General features: G+C 74.9%; 20 protein-coding genes. 7 read left to right on the top strand and 13 right to left on the bottom strand.

Annotated elements, in window-relative coordinates:
• Positions 1 to 10 precede the first annotated feature (10 nt).
• Complete coding sequence (locus tag ACWPWV_RS08800) at positions 11 to 1,057, bottom strand: hypothetical protein (protein ID WP_454042543.1); 1,047 nt, start codon at positions 1,055 to 1,057, stop codon at positions 11 to 13.
• 111 nt (positions 1,058 to 1,168) lie between these two features.
• On the opposite strand from ACWPWV_RS08800, the gene ACWPWV_RS08795 reads away from it, so the two are divergent.
• Positions 1,169 to 1,582 carry an SRPBCC family protein gene (locus ACWPWV_RS08795; RefSeq protein ID WP_454042542.1) on the top strand — a complete coding sequence of 138 codons (414 nt, stop codon included), beginning with the start codon at positions 1,169 to 1,171 and terminating at the stop codon, positions 1,580 to 1,582.
• Positions 1,583 to 1,888: 306 nt separating this feature from the next.
• Positions 1,889 to 2,866, top strand: a complete 978-nt coding sequence (locus tag ACWPWV_RS08790; RefSeq protein ID WP_454042541.1) for a glycoside hydrolase family 3 N-terminal domain-containing protein — start codon at positions 1,889 to 1,891, stop codon at positions 2,864 to 2,866.
• A 43-nt stretch (positions 2,867 to 2,909) separates the two neighbouring features.
• On the opposite strand, the gene ACWPWV_RS08785 is transcribed toward ACWPWV_RS08790, so the two are convergent.
• The 5 genes from ACWPWV_RS08785 to ACWPWV_RS08765 form a co-directional block, all read right to left on the bottom strand.
• Complete coding sequence (locus tag ACWPWV_RS08785) at positions 2,910 to 3,194, bottom strand: hypothetical protein (RefSeq protein WP_454042540.1); 285 nt, start codon at positions 3,192 to 3,194, stop codon at positions 2,910 to 2,912.
• Positions 3,195 to 3,205: 11 nt separating this feature from the next.
• The gene (locus tag ACWPWV_RS08780; RefSeq protein WP_454042539.1) at positions 3,206 to 4,471 is read right to left on the bottom strand and encodes an anion permease; all 1,266 of its coding nucleotides are present in this window, start codon (positions 4,469 to 4,471) and stop codon (positions 3,206 to 3,208) included.
• Positions 4,472 to 4,628: 157 nt separating this feature from the next.
• On the bottom strand, positions 4,629 to 6,257 hold the full coding sequence (locus ACWPWV_RS08775; RefSeq protein ID WP_454042538.1) for a hypothetical protein: 1,629 nt from the start codon (positions 6,255 to 6,257) through the stop codon (positions 4,629 to 4,631).
• A 60-nt stretch (positions 6,258 to 6,317) separates the two neighbouring features.
• Positions 6,318 to 7,262: a hypothetical protein gene (locus ACWPWV_RS08770; protein ID WP_454042537.1), complete on the bottom strand. Its 945-nt coding sequence runs from the start codon at positions 7,260 to 7,262 to the stop codon at positions 6,318 to 6,320.
• Positions 7,263 to 7,284: 22 nt separating this feature from the next.
• On the bottom strand, positions 7,285 to 9,645 hold the full coding sequence (locus tag ACWPWV_RS08765) for a S9 family peptidase (protein ID WP_454042536.1): 2,361 nt from the start codon (positions 9,643 to 9,645) through the stop codon (positions 7,285 to 7,287).
• A 151-nt stretch (positions 9,646 to 9,796) separates the two neighbouring features.
• Between ACWPWV_RS08765 and ACWPWV_RS08760 the strand changes: the two genes are divergently transcribed.
• From ACWPWV_RS08760 to ACWPWV_RS08750, 3 genes are read left to right on the top strand one after another with little or no spacing between them, the layout of a single operon-like run.
• A complete protein-coding gene (locus ACWPWV_RS08760) occupies positions 9,797 to 10,768 on the top strand; it encodes a GGDEF domain-containing protein (protein ID WP_454042535.1) in 972 nt (323 codons plus the stop codon).
• A 50-nt stretch (positions 10,769 to 10,818) separates the two neighbouring features.
• Positions 10,819 to 11,694 (top strand): MerR family transcriptional regulator, encoded by an 876-nt coding sequence (locus ACWPWV_RS08755; protein ID WP_454042534.1) that lies wholly within the window; start codon positions 10,819 to 10,821, stop codon positions 11,692 to 11,694.
• Complete coding sequence (locus ACWPWV_RS08750) at positions 11,691 to 12,701, top strand: transglutaminase-like domain-containing protein (protein ID WP_454042533.1); 1,011 nt, start codon at positions 11,691 to 11,693, stop codon at positions 12,699 to 12,701. Before ACWPWV_RS08755 ends, ACWPWV_RS08750 begins: the two co-directional genes overlap by 4 nt.
• 28 nt (positions 12,702 to 12,729) lie before the next feature.
• Here ACWPWV_RS08750 and ACWPWV_RS08745 read toward each other — a convergent pair whose 3' ends face one another.
• The 6 genes from ACWPWV_RS08745 to ACWPWV_RS08720 all read right to left on the bottom strand — a co-directional run bounded on the left by ACWPWV_RS08745 (position 12,730) and on the right by ACWPWV_RS08720 (position 20,215).
• Positions 12,730 to 14,631, bottom strand: coding sequence for an outer membrane protein assembly factor BamB family protein (locus ACWPWV_RS08745; RefSeq protein ID WP_454042532.1), 1,902 nt, complete (start codon positions 14,629 to 14,631; stop codon positions 12,730 to 12,732).
• A gap of 38 nt (positions 14,632 to 14,669) precedes the next feature.
• Positions 14,670 to 15,389, bottom strand: coding sequence for an ATP-binding cassette domain-containing protein (locus tag ACWPWV_RS08740; RefSeq protein ID WP_435737442.1), 720 nt, complete (start codon positions 15,387 to 15,389; stop codon positions 14,670 to 14,672).
• On the bottom strand, positions 15,376 to 16,425 hold the full coding sequence (locus ACWPWV_RS08735) for an ABC transporter ATP-binding protein (protein WP_454042531.1): 1,050 nt from the start codon (positions 16,423 to 16,425) through the stop codon (positions 15,376 to 15,378). Before ACWPWV_RS08735 ends, ACWPWV_RS08740 begins: the two co-directional genes overlap by 14 nt.
• Entirely contained in the window at positions 16,422 to 17,795 is a 1,374-nt protein-coding gene (locus ACWPWV_RS08730; protein WP_454042530.1) for a branched-chain amino acid ABC transporter permease, read from the bottom strand. The genes ACWPWV_RS08735 and ACWPWV_RS08730 overlap by 4 nt, the downstream gene beginning before the upstream one ends.
• Complete coding sequence (locus ACWPWV_RS08725; RefSeq protein WP_454042529.1) at positions 17,792 to 18,850, bottom strand: branched-chain amino acid ABC transporter permease; 1,059 nt, start codon at positions 18,848 to 18,850, stop codon at positions 17,792 to 17,794. The genes ACWPWV_RS08730 and ACWPWV_RS08725 overlap by 4 nt, the downstream gene beginning before the upstream one ends.
• Before the next feature lie 114 nt (positions 18,851 to 18,964).
• Complete coding sequence (locus ACWPWV_RS08720) at positions 18,965 to 20,215, bottom strand: branched-chain amino acid ABC transporter substrate-binding protein (protein ID WP_454042528.1); 1,251 nt, start codon at positions 20,213 to 20,215, stop codon at positions 18,965 to 18,967.
• A 680-nt stretch (positions 20,216 to 20,895) separates the two neighbouring features.
• On the opposite strand from ACWPWV_RS08720, the gene cspE reads away from it, so the two are divergent.
• Complete coding sequence (gene cspE, locus ACWPWV_RS08715) at positions 20,896 to 21,099, top strand: transcription antiterminator/RNA stability regulator CspE (protein ID WP_047231069.1); 204 nt, start codon at positions 20,896 to 20,898, stop codon at positions 21,097 to 21,099.
• A 239-nt stretch (positions 21,100 to 21,338) separates the two neighbouring features.
• The gene (locus ACWPWV_RS08710; RefSeq protein WP_454042527.1) at positions 21,339 to 22,058 is read left to right on the top strand and encodes a hypothetical protein; all 720 of its coding nucleotides are present in this window, start codon (positions 21,339 to 21,341) and stop codon (positions 22,056 to 22,058) included.
• Here the strand turns inward: ACWPWV_RS08710 and ACWPWV_RS08705 are convergent.
• Entirely contained in the window at positions 22,055 to 25,792 is a 3,738-nt protein-coding gene (locus ACWPWV_RS08705; protein ID WP_454042526.1) for a TM0106 family RecB-like putative nuclease, read from the bottom strand. The two genes, ACWPWV_RS08710 and ACWPWV_RS08705, sit on opposite strands and share 4 nt — an antisense overlap.
• Between the last annotated feature and the right edge of the window lie 8 nt (positions 25,793 to 25,800).

Below are 25,800 nucleotides of genomic sequence, written 5' to 3'. Positions count from 1 at the left end.
GACCCCGGTGCTACCTCGCGGGGCCCCGGTGCTGCCTCGCGGGTCGACGGTCGTCGCTCGGCAGGAGACGCGCCACCTCCGGGAGGGCGAGGTAGCCCGCGGGGCGGCGGCCGTCGTCGAGCAGCACGGCGGCGGCGTGGCGGCCCGGGGCGTCGTTGTGCACCTCGAGCTCCTCGATCGGCGGCGACCCCGGTGCGAGCGGGAACGCGCCGGGACCCAGGCCGTGGAACGCGAGCGGGTCACGGCGGTCGCGGACCGCGACCCACCGGTCCACCTCGGCGGGCACGCGGAGCGGCGCCCGCGCGGCGAGGGCGTCCCGGACGGCACGGACGGCGAGCGGGGCCCCGAGCGTCAGGAGCAGCGGCACGTCCCAGCGCCGTGCCGCCGGGTGCTCGCGCAGCACCGAGTAGGCGACGACCGACCCGAACGAGTGCCCGACGACCACCGCCGGCTCGTCCGTCGGCATCGCGGCCGCGACGGCGTCGTCGATCACGCGCCGCACGTCCGCGTCGTGCAGGTACGCCCAGACGTCGCGCACGAGGAGCACGAGCACGGCGCTGCTCAGCCCGGGGACGTGCGCGTCGAGCGCCGACAGCAGCGCGTTGACCCAGCCGCCGAGCTCCTCGAGCACTCCCGGGGCACCGCTCACGTCGCCGCCCCGGGGCGTCACGGCGCCGTCGGCGCGTGCCACCGCCGCGACCTCGGCGTCGTCCACCCCCGCGGCGCGCAGCACCTCGGACGCGACGGACTCGAGGAAGCGCAGCTCGTCCTCCGGGAGGTCGGCGACGCCGCGCGCGTCCACGTCGGTCCGGTCCCGGCGCGCGCCGGGGATCGCGGGCACGGCGTGCACGGTCACCGGCGGGGGTGAGCCGTCGCCCCGGACGAGCGCGGCGAGGGTGTCGCCGTAGTAGACGAAGGAGGCGTCGTCGTCGGCCACCGCACCCGGCCGGCCGGCGGCCGCGAGGCCGGCGGACAGGACCGTCCGCCACGTGCGCTCGAGCTCCTCCGCGTCGAGGCCCTGGTTGTCGCGGCCGTGGAGGAGCACGAGTCGGGTCACGCGGATGAACCTACCCAGACCGGCCGTGATCCGCCCCACGTCCGTCCGGGCTGCCGGGCGCGCCGGGACGGTCTACGGTCGCTCCCAGGCCCCACCCCCAGGAGGTACCCCATGACCGGTCACACCACGACCTGCACCGTCCACGTCGCCCGCCCGCCGGAGGTGGTGTGGTCCCAGATGGTCCACCCGGGCGCGCGGTGGATGCTCGGCATGAACGTCGAGACGGACTACCGGCCGGGGAGCCCGGTGACGTTCGAGGGTCACTACATGGGGCGGGAGTTCGCCGACTGGGGCACGGTGGTGGCGGTCGAGCGCCCGCGCCTGCTGCGGTTCACCCACTTCTCCCCGACCATGGACCTGCCCGACGTGCCCGAGAACTACCACGACATCTCGATCACGCTCGAGCCCGACGAGGCCGGCACGACCGTGCACGTGCTCGAGGAGAACATCGAGACCGCCGACCGCGCCCAGCGCGCCTACGACCTGTGGTGCAAGGCGCTCGCGACCCTCGCCGGGCACGACTGAGCGGCGCCTGACCGGTCCCGCGCACCGCTACGGTGGCACGCGGAGGTGGTGACGTGTCGAGCAGGGCCCGAACCGTCTGGGTCGTCGTGGCGGTGGTCGCGACGGCGGCCGCGGTCCTGGCCGTCGCCTGGTCCGTGCTGCGGCCGGGCACGGGCGGCGGAGGCTCCCCCACGCCCGGCGCCACGAGCACGAGCGAGCCCGCGCCGTCGCCCACCCCGACCGCCCCGACCGCCCCGACGCCGACGACGCCCGCCCCGGACCCGCTCGCCGGCTGGACGCTCGAGCAGAAGGTCGGCCAGGCTCCTCATGGTGGGGGTCGACGTGCGCTCGCCGCAGCAGGAGAGCTACGACGCGGTGACCACGCGGCACGTGGGGAACGTGTTCCTCGCGGGCCGGTCGCAGGCGGGGACGACCGCGACGGCCGACCTCGTCGCCGGCTTCACGGCGCTCGTGTCGGAGGAGACCACGCGGGGCACGCCGCTGTTCGTCGCGACGGACCAGGAGGGCGGGCTCGTGCAGGTGCTGCGCGGGCCCGGGTTCTCGCAGATCCCGACGGCGCTCGACCAGTCCCGCCTCGAGCCCGCCGCGCTGCAGCAGCAGGCGGCGACGTGGGGGTCCGAGCTCGCCGCCGCGGGCATCAACCTCAACCTCGCCCCCGTGATGGACCTCGTGCCCGAGCAGTCGGCGGCGCAGAACCCGCCGATCGGGTACTACGACCGCGCCTACGGCTTCACCCCGGAGTCGGTCACGTCGCACGCGAACGCGTTCAGCGCCGGGATGGAGGCGTCCGGCGTCGACGTGACGATCAAGCACTTCCCCGGGCTGGGGCGCGTCACCGCCAACACCGACACCGACGCGGGCGTGACGGACGACGTCACGACGCGCGACGACCCGTCCGTCGCGGTCTTCGCGTCGGGCATCGACGCGGGCGCGGCGTTCGTCATGACCTCGACCGCGGTCTACACGCAGATCGACCCGGACCGGCCGGCGGCGTTCTCACCGGTCGTCGTCGACGGGATGCTGCGCGGCGACCTCGGGTACGAGGGCGTCGTGATCACCGACGACGTGTCCGCGGCCGCACAGGTGCAGGCGTGGTCACCGGCCGAGCGGGCCGTCCTGACGATCGAGGCCGGCGGGGACGTGGTGCTCGCGTCGGCCGACCCGTCGGTCGTCGCGGAGATGGCCGACGCGCTCGTCGAGCGCGCGGCGAGCGACGACGCGTTCGCCGAGAAGGTCGACGCGGCCGTCGAGCGCGTGCTCGCCGCGAAGGAGCGCCTCCGCTGAGGCACGCGCGCCCGGCGCCGACGGACGCCGGGCCGGACGGTGGTCAGTGACCGCCGTTGGCGAGGAACACGATCCCGCCGGCGATGGCGAGCACGACGACGAGGAAGCACACGCCCGCCGCGACGACGCGCACGTTCGACGCGCGCTCCACCGTCACCACCTCGCCCGACGGCGTCATGTGCACGCCCTCGGCGTCCACGGCCGCGGGCGTGGTGCGACCGGCGGCGAGCCGGACGCCCAGCGCGAAGAGCGCGGGCAGCCCGGCGCCGATGATCAGCCCGGCGACGACGACCTTGAGCAGGGAGTCGATCTCGATGAACTCGGCCACGAGGGCTCCTCTCAGACGCCGGCGCGCTGGCGCGCGCCGAGCGGCTCGGTGGACGACGTGACGGCAGAGGCCTCGGGCGCAGCGGTCGCGACGACGGCGGGGGTGGCGGCGACGTCGGCCAGCACGGGCTCGACGGGCTCGGCCCCGGCGGGCTCGGCGCCCTCCCAGTCGTCGTTGACGTTGTTGTGGTCGACCGGCTTCCGGCGCGAGGCCACCCAGATCGCGACCGAGACCGCGATGAGGATGCCGAACACGACCGCGGTGCCGAGCACGCCCCCGATCCCCGACTGGATCCAGAAGCACAGCGCACCGACGACCCCGGCGGCGGGGAGCGTGAGGCCCCACGCGGCGAGCATGCGGCCCGCGACTCCCCAGCGGACCTTCGCGCCCGGCATGCCGACGCCCGACCCGAGGATCGAGCCCGTGGCGACGTGCGTCGTCGAGAGCGAGAAGCCGAAGAAGCCGGACATGAGGATGACCGCCGCGGACGACGTCTCCGCGGCCATGCCCTGGCGCGAGTCGATCTCCACGAGGCCCTTGCCGAGGGTGCGGATGATGCGCCACCCGCCGAGGTACGTGCCGAGCGCCATGAAGAGGGCGCAGGACAGGATCACCCAGAACGGCACGCCGGAGTCGGCGGGGACCGCGCCGCCCGCGATGAGCGCGAGCAGGATGATGCCCATCGACTTCTGCGCGTCGTTGGTGCCGTGCGCCAGAGAGACGAGCGACGCGGAGCCGACCTGGCCCCAGCGGAACGCCCGGTTGCTCGTGTCCTCGGGGACGTCGCGCGTGAGCCGCGCGACGAGCCACGTACCGACGCTCGCCACGCCGATCGCGACGAGCGGCGCGAGGAGCGCGGGGATGAGGACCTTGGCGGCGACACCGGTCCAGATGACGCCCGAGGTGCCGACGGCCGCGAGCACCGAGCCGACGACGCCGCCGATGAGGGCGTGCGACGAGCTGGACGGCAGGCCCAGGAGCCACGTGAGCAGGTTCCACGTGATACCGCCGACGAGACCGGCGAGCACCACCTCGAGCGTGATGACGTTCGCGTCGACCAGGCCCTTGGCGATGGTCGCGGCGACGGCCAGCGACAGGAAGGCGCCGACGAGGTTCAGGACGGCCGACAGCGCGACGGCGGTCTTGGGCTTGAGGGCGCGAGTGGCGATGGAGGTGGCCATCGCGTTGCCCGTGTCGTGGAAGCCGTTCGTGAAGTCGAAGGCGAGTGCGGTCACGACGACGAGCACCAGCAGGAGCGTCTCGGTCACGTACTCCATGGTGGGGTCGCGCCAGGAGCGCTGCCGACCATCCTGTGGATTCTTCTTCCAGTGTTCATCGACAGTTCACCCAGCGTTCGAAGCCCTGTTCGAACCGTCCGGAGAGGCGCCCGCGCGGACGGCCGCACGGTGCCCCGGACGCCCTCGGGCGCGCACGTCAGGCGCGCACCTCGGCGAGCGCCTCGTCGAGCTCGACGACGACCTCCGAGACCGCCTCCCGCCGGGTCCGGGCCCGCTCGACCTCGTCGACCACGTCCTGCCGGGCCCGCACGATCTCGGCGTCGAACGACTCGACCTGGCGGCGGGCGTGCTCCCTCTGGTCACGGGCGCGGCGTTCACCGGCGTACCACTGCCAGCCGCCGACCGCCGCGGCCCCCGCCACGACGACCCACCACGCGGGCGCGGCCACGACCGCCAGGACGAGCGCCACGACGGCCGCCGCGCCGAGACCGCCGACGACCGGCCACGAGACCCCGTCGAGCGGGCGTGCGGCGAGCTCGGCGCGCGCCGTCGCGGCCGTGCGCTCGCCGTCGTCCGCGGGAGTGACCGTGACGGTCCGGCCGGCGAGGCGCAGGGTGCGCGCCGGTGCCGGCTCGGCGGCGAGCCGCGCGGCGAGGTCGTGCGCGGCGTCCCTCAGGTCCTCGGCGAGGATCGGCGCCACGAGCCGCGCACGCCCCGGGTCGTCGCCGCGCGCGTCCGCCGCGAGGAGGTCGACGAGGCTCCCGGCCGAGGCGTCCCAGCCCGGCTGGTCGCGCTCGCGCTCGCGGCCGACGAGAGCGTCCAGCTCGTCCGCCCGGTCGAGGAGGTCGCGCTCGACGGGCGCCCCCTCGTCGAGGACCGACGAGACGACGGACCGCAGCGCCGTACGGGCCGGGTCGGTCGCGGCCGGGACCCCGGCGGCGGTCCCGTCGGCCCCGGCGGGAACCAGGGCACCCTCCGCGGCCGCGCGCGCCCACGCCGACCACGCGCGCAGCACGCCGAGGTCGTCGCGGGCGCCGGACGGGCTCCCCCAGTCGCCGCCGCCCCCGCCGAGAGCGGGCGGCTCCGCGAGCAGCGCGCCGCGCAGCCGGTCGTGCGCACCGACGTCGAGCAGCCCGACGCGCTGCACGAGCGCGTCGCGCACGGTCCGGTCGGCGGCGTCGCCGAGCAGGCCGGCGGCCGCCGCCAGCCACAGCGCACGCTCGGCGACGGCGACGGTCACGTCGTCCGGGTCGTCGTCGGGCTCCGTCCGCTCGCTCGCGCTGCCCCAGCCCGCGTCGGGGAGGGCGGGCGCGTCGAGCACGGACGACAGCCACGGTGCGGCGAGCGCGGGGTGCCCGACGAGCGCGCACACGCCCACGACGAACGTCGCGGTGCGTCGCCGGTCGCGCACGAGCGCCTCCTGGAACGCGTCGTCGTCGAGCCGACCCTCCCGCACGTCCGCGACGGCGAGGGCCGCCGGCACGAGCCAGTACCCGTGCACGTCGACCAGGTCCGGCGACCGGCGCAGGTACGACACGTCGCCCTCGCCCGAGACCACGGCACGCACCAGGTCGCGCGCGGCGTCGCGCGCCCGACGCGCGGGCGTGAAGAGCGCGAGCTCCTCGCGCACCTCGCCGAGCTCGACGAGGGCGTTCACGAGGCGCTGGAGGACCTCCACGCGGCTCGACAGGTCGCCCTCGAGCGAGCGCAGCCGGCGGTTGAGCGACGCCTCGCGCGAGCGGGCCATCGCCGCCTGGGCCTCCAGCTCCTCGGACAGTGCCTGCATGTTGCCGTGGTCCGAGCGCCAGGAGCTGTAGGTCGACATGCGCGCGAGCGTACTCAGCGGGGAGCGGTTGTCCACGGGGACCTCTCCCCTGTCTCGCGGCTACCCCCGCAGCCGGCGCTCGCGAGCACGCAGCACCCGCTCGCGCCGCTCGCCGATCGCGTCGCTCGTGAGCGCGGTGAGGGGCTCGGTCTCCTGCCGGGCGCGCGCACGCTCCGCCTCGACCTGCTCGCGGTGCGCCGCGGACCGCGGGCCCGACCGCACGACGCGTGCGCCGTCCCGCAGGACCACCCCCGAGGGGCCGTCGTGCTGCGCGACCGTCCGCTCGCGCCGGCCCGCCCGGGCCCGTTCACGGTGGAACCGCCAGACCCACCGGCGCCGCAGCAGCACGACCGACCACACCGCGAGGGGGACGCTCGCCGCGAGCAGCGCCAGGCGTACCGGCCCCGGCATCGCGGTCGAGGCCCCGGCGCTCGCGAGCACCCAGGCGACGCCGCCGGGGACCGCGGGCCACAGCTCGCGGAGGTCCGGGTCCCAGCCGCAGGCCGCGAACCGCACGAGCGTGTCCGTGAGCCGCGAGCGCCGCACCGGCTGGAGGGAGATCGCCACCGGCCCGGGGAGGGGCGGTCCGAGCGTCGTACCGGGTGCGGCGCGGCTCGTGAAGGACAGCCGGTCGCCCCGGTACGACGGCCGCAGCGCCCGCGCGGCGTGCACGAACGACAGGGCGGCGAGCGGCCAGGTCGCGCACGAGAGATACCAGGCGACCGGACCGGCGAGCAGGACGAAGACCGGGGCGACCACCGCGAGCCGACCGAGCACGGCGCCCGGCGACGCGGCCAGCTCGGCCCACGGCTCCTGCTCCTCGGGCGGTTCGAGCAGCCCGTAGACGGCGACGGCGAGGTACAGGCCGACGACGAGCAGCCCGATCGTCGTCCACACGAGACCGGTCGCGAGGTAGCCGAGCGGGCGCAGGAGCAGCACCGCCGTCCCGGGCGGCGTCGCGTCGCGCGCGGTCCGCGGGTCGGGGTGCGCGCTCGTGCCGGTCATCGCGTCACGACCGCCGCCCTCGTCACCGGGCGGCCAGACCGAGCACGTCGAGCACCCACGCGTCCTCGTACGCGATCTCCCGCCACGCGTCGTACCGGCCGGAGACGCCGCCGTGCCCGGCGTTCATCTCGATGCGCAGCAGCGCCGGCGCTCCCGCGGCGCGCAGCCGCGCGACCCACTTCGCGGGCTCGACGTAGAGCACGCGCGTGTCGTTGAGGCTCGTGACGGCGAGGATGCGCGGGAAGTGCGACGCGTCGTCGGGCACGTTCTCGTACGGCGTGTACGAGCGCATGTACCGGTAGACCTCCGGGTCGTGCAGCGGGTCGCCCCACTCGTCCCACTCGACGACGGTCAGCGGGAGGGACGGGTCGAGGATCGAGGTCAGCGCGTCGACGAACGGCACCTGCGCGAGGACCCCGGCGAACAGGTCCGGCGCGAGATTCGTCACGGCGCCCATGAGCAGACCCCCCGCGGAGCCGCCCTGCGCGACCATCCGCTCCGGGCTGGTCCAGCCCGTCTCGACCAGGTGGCGGGCCACGGCGACGAAGTCGGTGAACGTGTTGGTCTTCGCGAGCATCTTGCCGTCGTCGTACCAGCCGCGACCCATCTCGCCACCGCCGCGCACGTGCGCGACGGCGAAGACGACGCCCCGGTCGAGCAGCGACAGCCGCGACACCGAGAACGCGGGGTCGATGCTGATCTCGTACGAGCCGTAGCCGTACAGCAGCAGGGGCGCCGGCTCCGCGCCCGTCCCCGTCGCGTCGAGGCCCAGCGCGTCGCGACGCCACACGAGCGAGATCGGCACCTGGGTGCCGTCCTCCGCGGTCGCCCAGTCGCGGCGCTGCACGTAGTCCGCGGGGTCGTAGCCGCCGAGCACGGGCTGCCGCTTGAGGAGAGTGAGCTCGGCCGTCGCGACGTGCAGGTCGTAGACGGTCGCGGGCGTGACGAAGCTCGTCGACGACAGCCGGACCGTCGGCTGGTCCCACTCCGGGTTCGGCCCGAGGCCCGCGGTGAACAGCGGCTCGTCGAGCTCCACCTCGCGCACGCGCCACGGCTCGCCGGGCGCGGTGAGGTCGACGAGGCCGACGCGCGAGAGCGCGTCGCGACGGTAGGAGAGCACGAGGTGCCCGGCGAACGCGTCGACGCCCTCGAGGCGCGTCGCCGGGTCGTGCGGCACGACGACGCGCGCCCCTGCCGGCCCGGTCGCGGCGGCTCCCTCGTCGTCCGGGCCGCTCGTGCCCGGGACGTCGACGACGGCGAGCTCGAAGTTCTCCGCGCCGTCGTTGTGGAGCACGAGCAGCACGTCGTGACGCGCCTCGGTCGCCGAACCCGACCCGAGGGTCGTTCCGGGCGCCTTCCCGTCCTCCAGGTCGTGGTCGGCAGCGGGCAGCCACGTGCTCGGCACGACCGCGTGCTCGACCGTGTACTCGACGCCCTCGCGGCGCGGCCAGACGACGCGCGGCTCGCCCGCCGGGTCGGCGGCGTCGATCAGCCACGTCTCGGACGTGATCTTCGACCCCAGCTCGATCTGGACGAACCGCTGCGAGCGCGACACCCCCACACCCACCCAGTACCGCTCGTCCGGCTCCTCGAGCACCACGACGTCGTCCGTGGCGGGGGTACCGACCTCGTGGCGCCACACGCGCCACGGGCGCCACGCGTCGTCGACGGTCGGGTAGAACACGTACCGGCCGTCCGGGGAGAAGACGGCGCCCGGGAACGTGCCGGGGACCACGTCGGGCAGGTCCTCCCCCGTCGTGAGGTCGCGCACGCGCAGCGTGTAGCGCTCGTCGCCCACGACGTCGACCGCGTACGCCAGGAGGCGCCCGTCGACGGAGACGTCGAACGAGCCGAGCGAGAAGAAGTCGTGCCCCTCGGCCTCGACGTTGTCGTCGAGCAGGACCTGCTCGCCCGGCACCGGGGCCCCGGGCTCCAGCACGGGCGGCACCCACGCCCCGGCGACCGCGTCGAGGTCGTCCGTCGCCCCCGCGTCGATCGGGGCGCGCGCGTGGAGGGGGTACTGCCGGCCCTCGACCGTGCGGGCGTAGTACCAGTGGTCGCCCTGGCGCACGGGGACGGACAGGTCCGTCTCGAGGGTGCGCCCCTTGATCTCCTCGAAGATCCGCTCGCGCAGCGGGGCGAGGTGGGCGAGCCGGCTCTCCGTCCACGCGTTCTCGGCCTCGAGGTGCGCGACCACCTCCGGCGACTCCTTGTCGCGCAGCCACTCGTAGTCGTCGGTGGTCGTCTCCCCGTGGTGCGTGCGCGTCGTCGGGCGGCGGGGCGCCACGGGTGCGGCGACGGGCGGCGTGACGGGAGCGGCGCCGGGTCGGTCGCCAGGCCGGGTGACGGGGGTGGACGAGGGCGCGATGACGTCGTCGGACATCTGGCCAGGGTAGTGGGCGGCGCCCGCGGCGAGGGCGCGACCCGGCTTCCGGCGACGCCCCGCCGAACGGTCGGTGTCGCCGCGCTGAACAGTGCCGGAACACTCGTCCCCGACCCTTCTCCCCCGGTTGCGGCACCGCGACACTTCCGGTGTGCACGACACCCTCGCCGAGCTGGCCCAGCACGTCGCCGTCCGCCCGCGCGCGCACCGGGTCGGTGTCGTCGCCGAGCTGGCCCGGCCCGTGCTCGCCGTCGGGTCGTCGATGCCGGTCGGGCAGCTCGAGGTGATCTTCCGGCCCGCCGACGTCGCGTGCGTCGTCGTGCAGGACGACACCGCCGGCGACCGGACCGGAATCGTGACGCGTGCGGGCATCACCGCGGCGCTCACCGGTCGCCTGGGGTACGGCCGTGCCGTGCTGGAACGCCGCCCCACCGAGAGCATCACGGACTGGGCGCCGCTCGCCGTGCACCCCGACGCGTCGGTCTCCGAGGTGGCGACCCTCGCCATGGAGCGCCCCGGCGAGCACCGGTACGACGACGTCCTCGTCGGCGGGTCGAGCTGGCGCAGCGCGAGCACGGCCGACCTCATGCGGTCCCTCGTCGGGACGCTCGCCGAGCGGTCGACGCACGACGCGCTGACCGGCCTGTCCACCCGCGGGACCACGTGGCACTCGCTCACCCGGCGCTGCCGCCTCGTCGCCCGCGGCGGGACGCGCGTCGTGCTGCTGCTGCTCGACGTGCGCGGGATGGCCACCGTGAACGCCCGCTTCGGCCAGGAGGCGGGCGACGCGGTGCTCGCCGAGCTCGCCGCCCGGCTCGCCGCCGCGGTGCCCGGCGGGTGCGAGGCCGGCCGCGTCGACGGCGACCGCTTCGCCGTCCTCGCGACGCTGCCCGCGATGGACGACGTCCAGGCGGCCGCGTCGGTCGAGGCGCTGCGGCAGGACGTCCTGGCACGCCTCGTGGGCCCGTCGGGAGCCGTGCCGGCGACTGCCTGGCCCACGGTCGACGCCGCCGCCGTGTGGTCGGTCGCCGGCGCGGCCGACCCGGACGAGCTCGTCCGCGAGGCCGAGCACCGCCTCGCCGTCGTCCGGTCCGCGCTGCCGCACGCGCCGCTCACCGCCTGACCGGCCTGGCCGGGCCGGACGGGCGGGTCGCCGGGCCGTACGCTCGGCCCGTGCGCACCGACCCGGGCCCGGCGGGGCCCGACCTCACGAGCGGGTCGATGTCCCGCGCGTCGGGCCTGTCGCCGAAGGCGCTGCGCCTCTACGACGCGAACGGGCTCCTCGTGCCGGCACGCGTCGACGCGCGCACGGGCTACCGCGCGTACGCGCCCGAGCAGGTCGCGCGGGGCCGCACGATCGCGCTCCTGCGCCGCCTCGACATGCCGCTCGCGACGATCGCCGACGTGCTCGACGCCGCCCCCGACCGGGCGCGCGACGTCCTGCTCGCCTGGTGGTCCGGCCGGCAGGCCACCCTCGTCGCGCAGCGCGACGCCCTCCACGCCGCCGCCCTGCAGCTCGGTGCCGGACCGGAGCCGACCCCGGCGCACCGGCCCCCCGCCGTCGCGGAACGGCGCTCGCCGCCCCGCAGGCTCGCGACCGCCGCGGCGACGGTCGACCAGGAGGACCTCGTCGCGCGGTTCACCGCGGACCTGCTCGGCGTCCGCGCCCACCTCGACGCGCACGGCGCGACGTGGGGCGCGGAGTACTGGGTCGTCTACCACGAGCCGCCGGGACCGGGAGTCGCCGGTCGGATCGAGACGTGCGTGCCCTACGCCGGGACGGCCGACCCGTCCGAGCGCGTGACGCTGCGGGTCGAGCCGGGACGGACCGAGCTCGTCGTCCCCGTGCCCCCACGGGACTGCCGCTACCCGCAGATCCTCGCCTACACCGGGACCGTCGCCGCGGCCGCCCGCGCACGCGGCGGCGCGACCGGGCCCCCGCGCGAGGTCTACCCCGTCCCGTGGTCCGCCGACGCGGACGCGGTCGTCGCCGAGGTCGTCGTCCCGGTTGACCCTGCCCCAGGGGCGGACCCCACCGTGTCGCCATGAACCTCGCCGACTACGCCACCCACAGCCCCTACTCCGACCCCGGGCCGCACGCGGCCCTGCTCGACGCCGTCCCCGTCGACACCGCGAGCCTCCACGCGGCGGTCACGGCCGCCGTCGTGCACTACCGCGCCGGGGCCACCCCGCCGACGCCGGACCAGCTCGCCGACGTCGACGCCCGCTGGGTGGAGACGATCCTCGCCACCGCGGCCCGGCGCGCTCCGGGACGGGGGCTCGCCGACGCGCGCGACCCCGCCCAGCAGGTCGGCGGGTGCTGCCGCGACCACGCGCTGCTCGCGGTCGCGGTCCTGCGCGAGCACGGCGTGCCGGCGCGCACGCGCCTCGGGTTCGCCGGATACCTCGACGACGGCTACCGCACCGACCACGTCGTCGCGGAACGCTGGGTCGCCGACGCCGTGCTCGCCGACGAGGTGCCCGCCGACGAGGTGCCCGACGCCGCGGCCGCCCGGGCGCGCACCGGGACGCCCGGGCGGTGGGTGCGGTTCGACCCGGAGCTCCCCGCGGGTTCGCGCGGCTTCGACGTGCACGACCTGCCGTCCGGCGAGGGCTCGCCCTTCGAGACGGCCGCCGAGGCGTGGCTCGCGTACCGCGCGGGCCGCACCGACCTCGCGACCTACGGCGTCGCGCCCGACCTCCCGGAGCTCGGCGGGCCGGCGATCGTCCAGCGCTACGTGCTCGGCGACCTGGCGCACCGGATGCGGACGGAGCTGCTCCTGTGGGACGTGTGGGGCACCTCGCGGGTCTTCCGCTCCCCGGTCGACCCGCGCGACGTCGTGCTCACCGACCGGGTCGCCCGGCTCGTCGTGCGCGCCGACGCCGGAGACCCCGCCGCGGAGCGCGCGCTCAGCACGCTGTGGGCGGCCGACGACGTCCGGCTGCGCCCGGGCCCGGACGTGCTCACCTGGTCCCCCGCGGGCCGCCTCGGGTCGACCGACCTGGTCCGCCGCACGACCGTCTGGCACACGGCGCCGGCGCCCGGCCTCTCGTGACGCGCGACCGACCGCGCCACGACGGTCGTCAGTGCAGCAGCGCGACGGAGTCCTCGCCGACCGACAGGAGCCGCCCCTGGACGCTGAGGTAGGACCACGCGTCCCGCGTACCCTCCTCGTTCCACAGCACCCGCCCGTCGGCGAGGTCGACCGCGACGAGCGACGGCGCCGACGCCGAGGTGCTCACGACGAGGAGCGCGGTGCGGCCGTCGGTGAACGCCTGCATCACCGATCCGACCGAGAAGCCCGCATCGGCGAGGGCGGCCGGCTCGACGCTCCACCGCGCCCGTCCCGTGGCCGGGTCGAGGGCGGAGAGCCCACCGAACCCCGACACGAGGACCGCGTCGGCCGTCGCGACGAGGACCTGGTCCGGCGTGCCGTCGACGTCCGGCTCCCAGAGCTCGGCACCCGACCGGTCGAACGCGGAGAGCGTCAGGTCGGTCCGCACGAACCGCAGCTCCGACCGGCCGTCGGTCGCCAGCGGCGGGACGAGCACGCCGGGCGCCTCCCACGCGACCGACCCGTCCGCGGCGAGCAGCGCCGAGCGCAGCGGCTCGCCCGACGCGTCGTACAGCCCCGCGACGCCGTACATCACCGAGCCCGCGGACGGGTCCCGGAGGTAGCCGTCCCCGTGCGCGACGGCGACGTCCCCGTCGACGGCCGGGTCGTCGGTGCGCACGCCGTCGGGCGTGAACGACGCCGTGACGCCGCACCCCTGCACGTGCACCCCCCGGTCCGAGCCGAACCCCCAGGCCTGGTCGAGGTCGGCGGTCGCCGACTCCACGGCCCCGCCGTCGGACGGGACCCACAGGGCGCACTCGTACGACGACTGGTCGCGCACCGTGGCGGGCACGACGGCGGTCCACCGCACCTCACCGCTCGCCACGTCCTGGAGCGCCAGCGCGACGTCGGGCGGGTCGCCGAGGATCCGGACGTTCCCGGTGGACTCGTCGACCTGCACCGTGGCGCCCTGCTGCTCGGCCTCGGGACCGACGCGGCCGACCCAGAGCAGCGTGCCGTCCGGCCCCGCGGTCGGGCGCAGCCACCGGACCTCGGCACCGGCCTCCGTGCCGTCGACCGGGCCGGAGGGAGGAAGGAGGTCGCGCGCGGCGACGGTGGTGCCGTCGTCCGCGAGGACCGCCACCGGGACCGGGTCCCACCCCGCGGCCGGGCGCGGGCCGCGCTCGACCCCGCCCGCCGCCGGCAGGCACGTCATCGACTCCTGCACGCTCACGGCGACCGCGGAGTAGTACTGCGCGGGCAGACCGCAGGACGTCGGTCCGTCGAACGTCGCGCGCCACGCCTCCTCGCCCGTGTCGAGGTCGTAGCCCACGACGTCGTCGCCCTCGTTCAGCACGATCGCACCGGTCACCGCGCCGAGACCCTGGGTGCTCATGTCGACGTCGAGCTCCCACACGACCTCCGGGGCGTCCCCGATCGGCGCGAGACCGCCGGGCGCCTCGCGCAGCCGTGCCGTCTGGACGCGCTGCGTGATCGCGTCGACGGCCGTCATCCCCCCGAGCACGACGACGACGGCTGCGGCCGTCGCCACCACGGCGCGACGGCGCCGGGGCGACGCGGACGCCGGGGCGCCGGTCCCTCCGCCACCGAGAGGGGCACCCGGACCGTCGTCGCCGTGCCCGGGGTCGGGATGCAGGCGGTCGGGTCCGGTGGCGCCCGGGGCGGCGCGACCCAGGTCGGCGAGGACCGTGGCCGCGTCGAGGTCGTCGGACGTCCCGGCACTCGAGCCGGCCGCTCCCACCGGGTGGACGCGCCCTGCCGGTCGGACGCGCTCCGCCGGGTGGGCGAGCCCGGCCGCCGCGACCGTGCCCGGCGGGAGCCCGTCGAGGTCGGGCTCGTCGTCGAACCCGTCGTCGACGAGCTCGAACGTGTGGCGGTCGGCAGCGGCCGCGCGGCGTCGCAGGGGCACGAGACGATCGTAGGCGCGCTCGGGGTCCCCCGCGGACGTCACGCGACGCCCAGGTACGCCTCCTTGATGCTCGAGTCGGCGAGCAGCTCCCGGCCGCCGCCCGTGCGCACGACCTCACCCGTCTCGAGGACGTACGCGCGGTCGGACCGCGAGAGCGCCTGCTGCGCGTTCTGCTCGACGAGCAGCACCGTCGTCCCCTGCGCGTTGATCTCCGAGACGATCCGGAAGATCTGCTGGATGATCATCGGGGCGAGGCCCATCGACGGCTCGTCGAGGAGCAGCAGCCGCGGACGCGCCATGAGCGCACGCCCGATGGCGAGCATCTGCTGCTCGCCGCCGGACATCGTGCCGCCCACCTGGTCCTTGCGCTCCGCGAGTCGCGGGAAGAGCTCGAACACCCGGTCGACGGTCTCGTCGTGCTCGGCCTTAGAGGCGAACGTGCGGGCGTACGCGCCCATCTCGAGGTTCTCGATGACGGTCATGCCCGGGAAGATGCCCCGGCCCTCCGGCGCCTGCACGATGCCCTCGAGCACGCGCAGGTGCGCCTTCATGCGGGTGATGTCCTTGCCGTCGAAGAGGATCCGTCCGCGCGCGACGGGCCGGATGCCCGAGATCGCGCGCATCGTCGTCGTCTTCCCGGCGCCGTTCGCGCCGATGAGCGTGACGAGCTCGCCCTCCTCCACCGTGATGGAGATCCCCCGGACCGCCTCGATGCGCCCGTAGGCGACGGTCACGTCCTGCAGCTCAAGCAGTGGCATCGCCGCTGCCCCCTTCGTCCGTGGTGGCGGCGTCCCCGACCAGCTCCTCGTCCGGGACCCCCAGGTAGGCGGCGATGACCTTCGGGTCGCTCGTCACCTCGTCGGGGGTGCCGTCCGCGATGACGCGGCCGAACTCGAGCACGACGATCCGGTCCGTGACACCGCGCACGAGGCGCATGTCGTGCTCGATGAGCAGCACCGTGTAGCCGTCGTCCCGGATGTGGCGGATGAGGTCCATGAGGGCCTCCTTCTCCGCCGGGTTGAAGCCCGCCGCGGGCTCGTCGAGGCACAGCAGCTTGGGCTCGGTGGCGAGCGCGCGGGCGATCTCCAGCCGGCGCTGGTCACCGTAGGAGAGGTTGCGCGCCTTCTCCGTGGCCCGGCCGCCGACCCCGACGAACTCGAGGAGCGCCATGCCGCGGTCGATCGCGTCGCGCTCCTCGCGGCGGTGCCGCGGGAGCCGGAACAGCGCGCCCGGCACGGACGTGCGGTGCCGCGCGTCCGTGCCCACCACGACGTTCTCCAGCGCCGTCATCTCGTTGAACAGCCGGATGTTCTGGAACGTCCGGGCGATGCCGCGCTGGGTGATCTGGTACCGCTTGAGCGCGCCGAGGGGTGCGCCGTCGAACACGACCTGGCCCTTGGTGGGCCGGTACACGCCCGTCATCGCGTTGAACGCCGTCGTCTTGCCCGCGCCGTTCGGTCCGATGAGGCCGAGGATCTCCCCGCGCCGGATCTCGAACGTCACGTCGTCGAGCGCGACGAGACCGCCGAACTGGACGGTGACGTTCTCCATCTGCAGGAGCGGTTCGCCGACCTTGGCGTGCACGGCGCGGTCCGGCGCGACCATCGCGTCGACGAGCTCGGGGTCGGCCAGCTCGGGACGCACGGACTCGACGTCGACGATGACCGGCTCGTCCAGGACCGCGCCCGGCATGTACGTGTCGGGACGGGTCGAGTCCGCGCGGCCGGAGGCGGCGAGGTGCTCGTCGCCGTGCTCGCCGCCGGCCCCGATGCCGCCCGGGTCGTGGGTGCTCATCGGGTCTCCTCCCCGCTCGTGGTCGCCGTGCCGCTCGTCGTGCCGCTCGTCGTGCCGCCGGTGCCCGACGCCGCCACGGGCGCCGGAGCGCCCGGGCGTGCAGCACCGCCGGCCCCGTTCCCGGCACGGGCCAGCCGGCGCGCCGCGACGTAGAGCTCGCGGCCGTAGGCCAGCAGCTTCTGGCGGACGGGGATCAGCCCCTGTGGCCGGAAGATCATGAGCACGACCAGCGCGATCCCGAAGAACAGGTAGCGGTAGCTCGCGATCTCGTTGCCGTTGATCGGGATCCCGAACAGCTCGGTCCGGCCGAGGAAGAAGTTCGGCAGGTACACGATGATGAACGCGCCGAGGATGACGCCGAGCTTGTTGCCCTGCCCGCCGAGCACCACGGCGCAGAGGAAGAGCACCGAGTTGATGACGTTGAAGTTCGTCGGGATGACGAACTGGACCTGTCCCGCGTAGAGCGCACCCGCGACGCCGCCGATCGACGCACCGATGATGAACGCCCACAGCTTGAAGCGGAACGTGGGGACGCCCATGATCTCCGCGGCGTCCTCGTCCTCGCGGATCGCGACCCAGGCGCGGCCGACGCGCGACCGCTCGAGGTTCCCGACGAAGAGCAGCGAGATGACGATGAAGACGAGGCTCACCCAGTACCACCACACGCCCGAGTTGAGCGTGCCGCTCGCGTTGCCCGCGGAGAAGACGCCGTTGGGCAGGTCCTCCGTGACGCCGAGCCGGGGGTAGGCCACGCCGCGCAGGCCCTGGCCGCCACCCGTCAGCTCGTCCAGGTTGTCGGCGAGCAGGCGCACGATCTCACCGAACCCGAGCGTGACGATCGCCAGGTAGTCGCCCCGCAGGCGCAGGGTCGGGGACCCGAGGATCAGTCCGGAGATCGCGGTGATCGCGACCGCGACCGGGAGCGTCGCCAGCCAGGCCCACTCGCGCGAGAGCCACATGCCGTCACCCGCCTGGTTCCACGGGCTGTCCGGGCTCGTGAGGATCGCGACCGTGTAGGCCCCGATCGCGTAGAAGCCGACGTACCCGAGGTCGAGCAGGCCCGCCTGTCCCACGACGACGTTCAGGCCGATCGCGATGAGCGCGATCATGCCGAACTGCGCCATGACGCCGCCGAAGTTCGTGCCCACGGTGGTCAGCACGGGGATGTTGAGGATCGGCACGAGCGCGATGAAGAGGAGGAACGGGACGCCGGCCGCCCACTGGGCGGGGCGCGGGAGCGCGTCCCACCACAGGCGGAGGCTGTCGCCGACGCCGCCGTGCGGACGGTCCTTGGTCGCCGTGCGCCCGGCGGGCGGCAGCTGGACCGGCGCGCCGCCGGCGGGCTGGGGTGCTGGTGTCGACGTGCTCATGCGCGGGCCCTCCCCAGCGACTCCCCGAGGATGCCCGTCGGGCGGAACATCAGGACGATGATCAGCAGCGCGAACGCGACGACGTCGCGCCACTCCGTGCCGAACACGACCTGGCCGTAGTTCTCCATGACGCCCAGGATCAGACCGCCGAGCAGCGCGCCGCGCAGGTTGCCGATCCCGCCGAGCACCGCCGCGCAGAAGGCCTTGATGCCGAGGATGAACCCGCCGGAGTAGATGATCCCGTTCGGGACGCGCAGCGTGTACAGCAGCGCCGCGGCACCCGCGAGGATGCCGCCGATGAGGAACGTCAGCATGATGACGCGCTCGCGCGAGACGCCCATGAGGGTCGCCGTGACCGGGTCCTGCGCGACGGCGCGGATCCCGCGCCCGAACTTCGTCCGGTTGATGAACATGTCCGTCGCCAGCGCGAGGACGAGCGCCGACAGGATGATCACGAGCGTGATGTTCGTGACGGGAGCGCCGCCGATCGTGAACTGCACCTCCGGCTGCACGAGCCGGATGGGCTGCTCCGCGTTGACGCCGCCGAGCGTGCCGCCCGTGAGCTTCGGCAGCACGAAGTGCACGAACTCCTGGAGGATGAACGACATGCCGATGGCCGTGATGAGGAACACGAGCGACGGTGCGCCGCGCTTGCGCAGCGGCCGGTACGCGACGCGCTCGAGCCCGACGGCCGTACCGCCCGCGACGAGCATCCCGCCGAGCATGGCGATCCCGAGGTACAGCACCGTGAGCGCGATGCCCTTGTCGTACGCGTCGCCGCTCGGGTAGAAGCCCAGCAGCAGGAGGGTCGCGTACTGCCCGAACATCCCGAGCATGAAGACCTCGGAGTGGGCGAAGTTGATGAGCCGGAGCACGCCGTAGACGAGCGTGTAGCCGACGGCGACGAGCGCGTAGATCGCGCCGTACGTGAGGCCCTCGATGGTGAGGCCCCAGAAGTTGCGGCCGAGGGCGGCGAGGTCGAAGTCGATGAGCGACTGGTGGACGAGGGGACCGGCGGTCGCGCTGGCGATCAGCGCGTCGGCAAGAGCGGGCATGACGCTCCTTGATTCTGGCTCGGATCGTACGAGGTCGTGGTCCACGACGGGGCGCCCCGCCCGCTGGGCCCCGCCGGTGGCGGGGTGCGGGGCGAGGCGCCCGTCGTCGTCGGACTACTGGACCTCGTAGATCCAGATCAGGGCGGAGGCGAGCTCGCCCTTGTCGTCCCACTCGTAGTTGCGGGCGAGGCCCTCACCGGAGTAGTTCGCGACGTAGTCGATCATCGCGGCACGGTCGGTGACGCCCGACGCGATGCCGGTCAGCATGATCGTGGCGAGGTCGTAGCCCTCGACCGAGTAGACGCCCGGCGCCTGGCCGGCCGACTCCTCGTACTGGGCCGCGAAGTCCTCGGGGGCGGGACCGCACGGGCAGGAGAGGATCGCGCCCTCGGACGCGGCGCCCGCCTGCTCGACGAACTGCGGGTCGTTCGTGCCGTCCGCCGAGACGAACGGGATCTCGACGCCACCGTCGCGCAGGCCCTGCACGAACGGCGCCGCCTCCGCGTAGTAGCCCGCGTAGAAGACCGCGTCCGCGTCGGCGCCCGCGATGATCTGGACCGCTGCGGAGAAGTCCTTGTCACCGGTCTTGACCTCGGCGGCGCAGTCCGGGTTCGCGGCGTCGCCGAGACCGGTCGTGATCTGCTCGGCGAGGCCGATGCCGTAGTCGGAGTTGTCCGAGACGACGCAGACGCTGGCGAACTCCTGGGTGTTCACCAGGTACTTCGCGACCGACGGGCCCTGGACCGCGTCGTTCGCGAGACCACGGAAGAAGTTGGTCCAGCCGTTGGCCGTGAGGTCGGGGTTCGTGGCCGACGCCGTGAGGGACAGCAGACCGGCCTGGTTGAAGACGTCGCCCGTCGCGGCCGTCTCGCCCGAGAACGCCGGGCCGAGGAGGCCGATGACGCTCTCGTCGCCGACGATCTGCGGCGCGACCTGCGTCGCCTTCTGCGGGTCGCCCTCGGTGTCGAACTGCTTGATCTCGACCTGGCAGCCCGGGTTCGCCTCGTTGAACGCGTCGACGGCGACCTGGGCGCCGTAGAGGATGTTGAGGCCGAGCGCGGCGTTCGGTCCCGTGAGGGCACCGGCCATCGCGATCGAGGTGCCCTCGGCGCACTCGGCGCTGCCGTCACCTGCCGGGTCGACCGCGTCGCCGCCCGCCTCGGCCTCGACCTCCGCGCCGTCGATGTCGATCTGCACGGAGGGGACGATGCCGAGCTCCCCGGAGTCCGCGTCGCTGGTCTCCGTCGAGGTGCCGGTCGTCTCGTCGTCGCCGCCCTGGGACTGGGGTCCGCAGGCGGTCAGGACGAGGGTGGCCGCCAGGAGCAGGGCCGCACCCCCGCTCGCCCGTCGTGCTGTGCGATGCATGCCAACCTCCGTGGTCCAGATCCCCGCGGAGGTGGCCTGAGCCGCACGCCTCCACGGTCGATCGCTGAGTTCAACACTGAATAGCGTGCTGAATAGTGACACAGGTCACCGACAGCCGAAACCCACCTCGGACGTGCCGACCCGGGGCTCCCGCGCTGCGGCGGGCCCCGCCGGGCCGACAAATCCGCGGGAGGGGGCGCTCTCCGCGTACCTGGGTGCCGTGAACCTAGGCGCGCCGGGTTTCGCGGACGGCCACCAGTTGTTACCGACTCGTAACGCGCTGGTCTCTGTTCGAGCCGATGCCGGTACAGCGGTACCACTCCTCGACCTGCACCGACCGGGCGCGCCGGCCGGGCGCCACGGGCCCCGCGTCGACGTCGCGGCGGGGACGGTCGGCGTCCGCGAGGCCTGCCGTCGGGCAGTTCCTGCGCCCTCCGGCGCGATCCGACGAGGGGTGCGGGACCGCTACCACGAGATCTCCCCAGATCCATAGCCAGGATCGGGCGAAGGCTGTACGGTTGTGCGCGAGATTGCAGTGCCTCGCTTGTCCTCGCGCTGAGGTGACACCCTCGGGTGGAGCCCCGGCGGACCTTGTTACCCCAAGAGTTGACGACGAACACCTGTGATGTACGCCCCCGCGACCGTGGGGGGTGAAGGTTGACACTCTTGAAGGAGTAACCATGGCTACCGGAACCGTGAAGTGGTTCAACAGCGAGAAGGGCTACGGCTTCATCGCCCCCGAGGACGGCTCGGCCGACGTGTTCGCGCACTACTCCGCGATCCAGTCGCAGGGCTTCCGCACGCTGGAGGAGAACCAGCGTGTCGAGTTCGACGTCACGCAGGGCCCCAAGGGCCCGCAGGCGGAGAACATCCGCGCGATCTGATCTCCCCGCGGCCGTCAGGCCGCGTGAGCTGATCTGACGAGTGCCCCTCGACCTCCGGGTCGGGGGGCGCTCGTGCGTCCGGGCCCGGCGCGCCGCGCAGCAGCCCCCGGGCGCGAGGCGTGGCGCGGGCCGACCGGCCGACCAGCGCGGTCTCGGCGTGCGGAGGAACCCGGCACGACCCACGCTCGTTTCCCGGGTGTCGGGCGGACGCCCGTCCACGACGACCCCGGAGGGCGAACATGGGATTCCTCGACCGACTTCTCGGCCGCGAGCCGCAGGACGCGCCGCCGAGCCTGTACCCCACCCAGTACCCGCCGAGCGGCCCCGCCTACGGCACCCCGCACGACGCGCCGTCCGGGCCCGGTGCTCAGCGCACCCCCGACCAGGTCGCGATCGACCGCTACCGCTACATGCTCCGCACCGCGCCGCCGGACGCCGTCGAGCAGGCGCACGCGGAGGCGTTCGCACGGCTCACGCCCGAGCAGCGCCGCCAGGTCCTCTCCGAGCTCGGCGCCGTGGTGCCCCCGGCGGAGCGTGCGGCGACCGACTCGCCGCAGGACCTCGCGCGCATGGCGACGCGCGCCGAGATGCGTCAGCCGGGCACCCTCGAGCGCTCGTTCGGGGGCCGGCAGGGCGGCGCGCCGGGGTTCGGGTCGATGGTCGGCTCGAGCCTGCTGGGCACCGTCGCCGGTGTCGTCATCGGCTCGGCCGTCGCGAACGCGATGTTCGGCCCTGCGTTCGCCGACCCGTCGCAGCCGGTCGCGGAGGACGCTGCGGCGGCCTCGGGCGAGGACCCGGGCGCGGGTGGCGACACGGGAGCCGGTGACGCAGGTGCCGGCGACGCGGGCGCCGTCGAGGCGTCGGGCGCCGACGCCGGTGCGGACTCCGGCGGGGACGGCGGCTTCGGCGACTTCGGGGGCGGGTTCGACGACTTCGGCGGCGGCTTCGGCGAGTTCTAGAGGTCCGGGCCGCCCCGCTGGTCGGCGACGACGGGCGAGGCGGCACCCAGCGCGAGGAAGGCGCCGAGCTCCTCGAGGCCTCGTGGCGAGCTCGGCACGTGGTCCGTGAGCGCGGGCGACCGGACGACGACCGCGGCCCACTGCGCGCGCGACACCGCGACGTTGACGCGGTGCCGCGAGAGCAGGAACCCGAGCCCGCGCGAGGCGTCCCGCGCGGACGACGCGGCGAGGGTCACGACGACGACCACCGCCTCCTTGCCCTGGAAGCGGTCGACGGTGCCGACCTGCACGTCGGGGTACCCCGCGTCGGCGAGCGCCGACCGGACCGCCCAGACCTGGGCGTTGTACGCCGCGACGACGAGGACGTCGCCGGGCCCGAGCGGCCGGGTCACCTCGACGCCGTCGACGGACGTGGTCCACGACCGCCCGACGAACCGCTCGACCTGCCGGACGACCTCCGCGGCCTCCTCGCGCGACCGGACGGTGTTGCCGGCGTGCTCGACGAGGACCTGCTCGACCCCGGGAGGAACGCCGTCGAGCACGCGGCGCGCCGCGACGGGGTGCGCGCGCAGCCGGTCCTCGTAGGAGAGCGTCGACACGGCGGCCGCGAGCCGCGGGTGCAGGCGCCACGTGCTGGGCAGGAAGTACCCGAGCTCGTCGGGGAGGGTGCGGTGCCCGTCGGCGAGCCAGCCGAGCGCGGAGCGGTCGACGGGCTCGGGATGGGTGCCCTGGCTCACCTGGGGCAGCTGCTGCGGGTCGCCGAGCAGCAGGAGGTTCCGCGCGGCGCGGGCGACGGCGACGGTCGCGGCGAGCGAGAACTGGCCCGCCTCGTCGACGACGAGGAGGTCGAGCGTGCCCTCGGGCAGCCGCTCGGCCGCGAAGTCCCACGCCGTGCCGCCGACGACCCGCGGGCCGGGCTCGGCGGCGAAGGCCGCGAGCGCGGCGCCGTCCAGCTCCGCGCACACGGCCGTCGGCGACGGGCCGTCGCCCGACAGCTTCTTCGCGACGATCCCCGCGGGCACACCCGCCTTCCCGACCACCGCGGACAGCATGTTCTCGACCACGGCGTGCGACTGCGCGACGACACCCACCTGCCACCCGCGCTCGACGAGCCGCGCGACGACGTGCGACCCGACGTGCGTCTTGCCCGTCCCCGGCGGTCCCTGGACCGCGACGTACGACCGGTCGAGGCGTTCGACGGCGGCGGTGATCGCCGTGACGACGTCGTCGTCGACCGGCCTCGGCAGCGCACCGGACCCGACGAGCCGTGGTGGACGGCGCAGCAGCAGGTCGGACGCGGCGTCGAGCGGCAACCCACCGGTCGCGCGCCACGTCCCCAGCGCGCGTCGTGCCGCCGTCGCCAGGGCGGCCTCGAGCGGCTTGGTGCCGGGCCCGGGCGCCGGCGTCAGCGCCGTGGGCAGCATCGGGAACGGCTCCGCGCCGCGGGGCAGCCGCTCTCGCACGAGCAGCACGTCCCGCTCCCCCGCGTCCGTGCTGCGCCGGTCGCCACCGAGGATCGATCCGCCGGTCAGCCAGCCGCGCACGCCGTCCGCGGAGGTCCGCGCGCAGGGCGGCAGCGGCGGGTCGTAGAGCACGTAGGTCGAGACACCGGCACGCAGGTCGGTGCCCTCGGGCAGCCGCCCGACGAGCTCGACCCGACGCGACCACGTCGTGCGGCCGGGCTCCACCTCCCAGTCGCCCACGACCTCGGCACGCTCCACACGGAACGCGTTCCTGCGCCCGAGCCACTCGTCGACCGGCAGCGCGAGCCGCGAGAAGTGCTCCTGCCAGAACGGCTTCGCCTCCCGCCGGTGGTACCCGACGGCGGCCCCGTACAGCGCGAGCGCCTGGACCGACGCGTCCCGCCCGGCGCGGTCCTCCCCCACGACCCCCCGGATCTCCGCCTCGAGCGCGAGCGCAGCCTCCTTCACCCCGGGCTCACCGCCCGCCGTCGTCCCCACGGGACCGACCGGGGCGACGCCCGAACCCGACCCGACCACGACCTCGGCACCGGGACCGGGACCGGGACCGGGACCGGGACGACCGACGGCCCACCGCAACCACTCGAGCAACCGCCACGTCGACACGCAGTCGTACCGGTTGTAGTCCGCGATCCCGCGGAGCAGCTCGTCGGCCTCCTCGTGCCGGCCGGCGTCCCGCAGCGCGGTGTACTCGGCGTACGCGACGATCGACGCGGCGGCGTCCTTGACGTCGCCGCTGCGGAGCTCGTCGCCCATGTACAGCGGCTCGAGCTTCTTGAGCGACCGTGACGGGTCGGAGATGCGCAGCGCCGGTCGCACGACGGCGTAGAGGTCGACGAGCACGCCGTCGCGCAGCAGGTCGTCGACCTCCTCCTCGTACACGCCGTGGCGCGCGGCGATGGAGAGCAGGTGGGCCTTCTCGTAGTCGGCGTAGTGGTAGACGTGCAGGTCGGGGTGCTCGCGCCGGCGTGCGGTGACGTGGTCGACGAACGCGACGAGCGCGTCTCGCTCGGACGCGAGGTCGTGCGCCCAGAGGGCGTGGAAGGGCGGTGGCTCGCCGGGTCCCGCCGGTCTCTCGACCCAGCCGAAGAGGTAGTCGAGACCCCAGCTCTCGCCGTCGGCGTCGACCCACAGGGGGTCGCCCTCGAAGTCGAAGAAGAGGTCGCCGGGACTGGGCTCGGGGAGGGCGTGGACGGGCGCGGGGTCGTCGATGCGCCACGAGAGCTCGCGCGGACCGGACGCGTCGGCCCACACGACGGTCCCGTCGGGCGTCCCGGTGCCGAGCTGGAGCGCGGCCTGGTCGCGGGCGCGCGCGAACGACGACGCGGACATCCCCTCCGGCGGCTCCGTCGCGGCCGCGAGCTGCTCGGCGGTCCGGATGCCCGCGGCGTTCAGGAGCGTGCGCTGCCGCTCGTAGACGCCGCCGACGAGCAGGACGTCTCGCCGGGACTCGACCTGCTCCCGGCACGCGTCGCACCGCCCGCACGCGTGGACGTCCGGGTCGTCCCAGGGCGCGCGCCCGTCGCGCGCGAGGTGCGTCGCGGTGAGGTGCCGCAGCCTGTCCCGCCGCGCGCGGTACACGGGCAGGAGGTCCGCGAGGCGGTGGGTGCTGCGCGCGCGCGTGCCGAGGACGAGCACGACCTCGGGGGCCACGGGGACGTCCGCCGCCAGGAGCTGGTCGGCGTACGCCGCGAGCTGGAGCAGGGCGGGCACCTTCGCGCGGCGCGCGAGCTTCGCGTCCATGACGGCGTACCGCGCCGGCCTCCCGGGTCCCCGGGCGTCGCCGGCGTCGTCGGTCTCCGACGTCCGGACGAGGAAGTCGGCCCGGCCGTGGAACGTGCCGTCGAAGAACGCCGCCTGGTGCACGACGTCCGCGCCGGCCTCGACGGCGGCGAGCGTGCGGTCGTGCGCCGCGACGAGCTCGTCCCAGGAGCCGTGGCGCGGCGGCTCGAGCCTCAGCACCCCGCGACCGGTCGCGGGGTCGTACGAGCCGTGGCGCGCCTCGAGGTCGGCGAGGACGGCGTCCTCGTGGCGTCGCCCGAGCACCGCGGCGCGCTCGAGCATGAGGTCCTGGGCGTGCTCGCGGCGGGGCGACCGGCCCAGCTGCTCGTCGAGCCGGCTCAGGAGCCGGTACTCGCACGCCGCGGCGACGACCAGGTCGCTCGCGGAGTGCACGAGGGCGGGCGTCGTCACCCCGGTCACCGGTGCAGCGCCCGGCACCACGCCGCTCGCGGGCTCGTCGACCAGGAACACGCGCACCT

It is taken from the genome of Cellulosimicrobium sp. Marseille-Q8652 (assembly GCF_965112045.1).
This window is presented reverse-complemented; position numbering and strand designations above follow the sequence as displayed.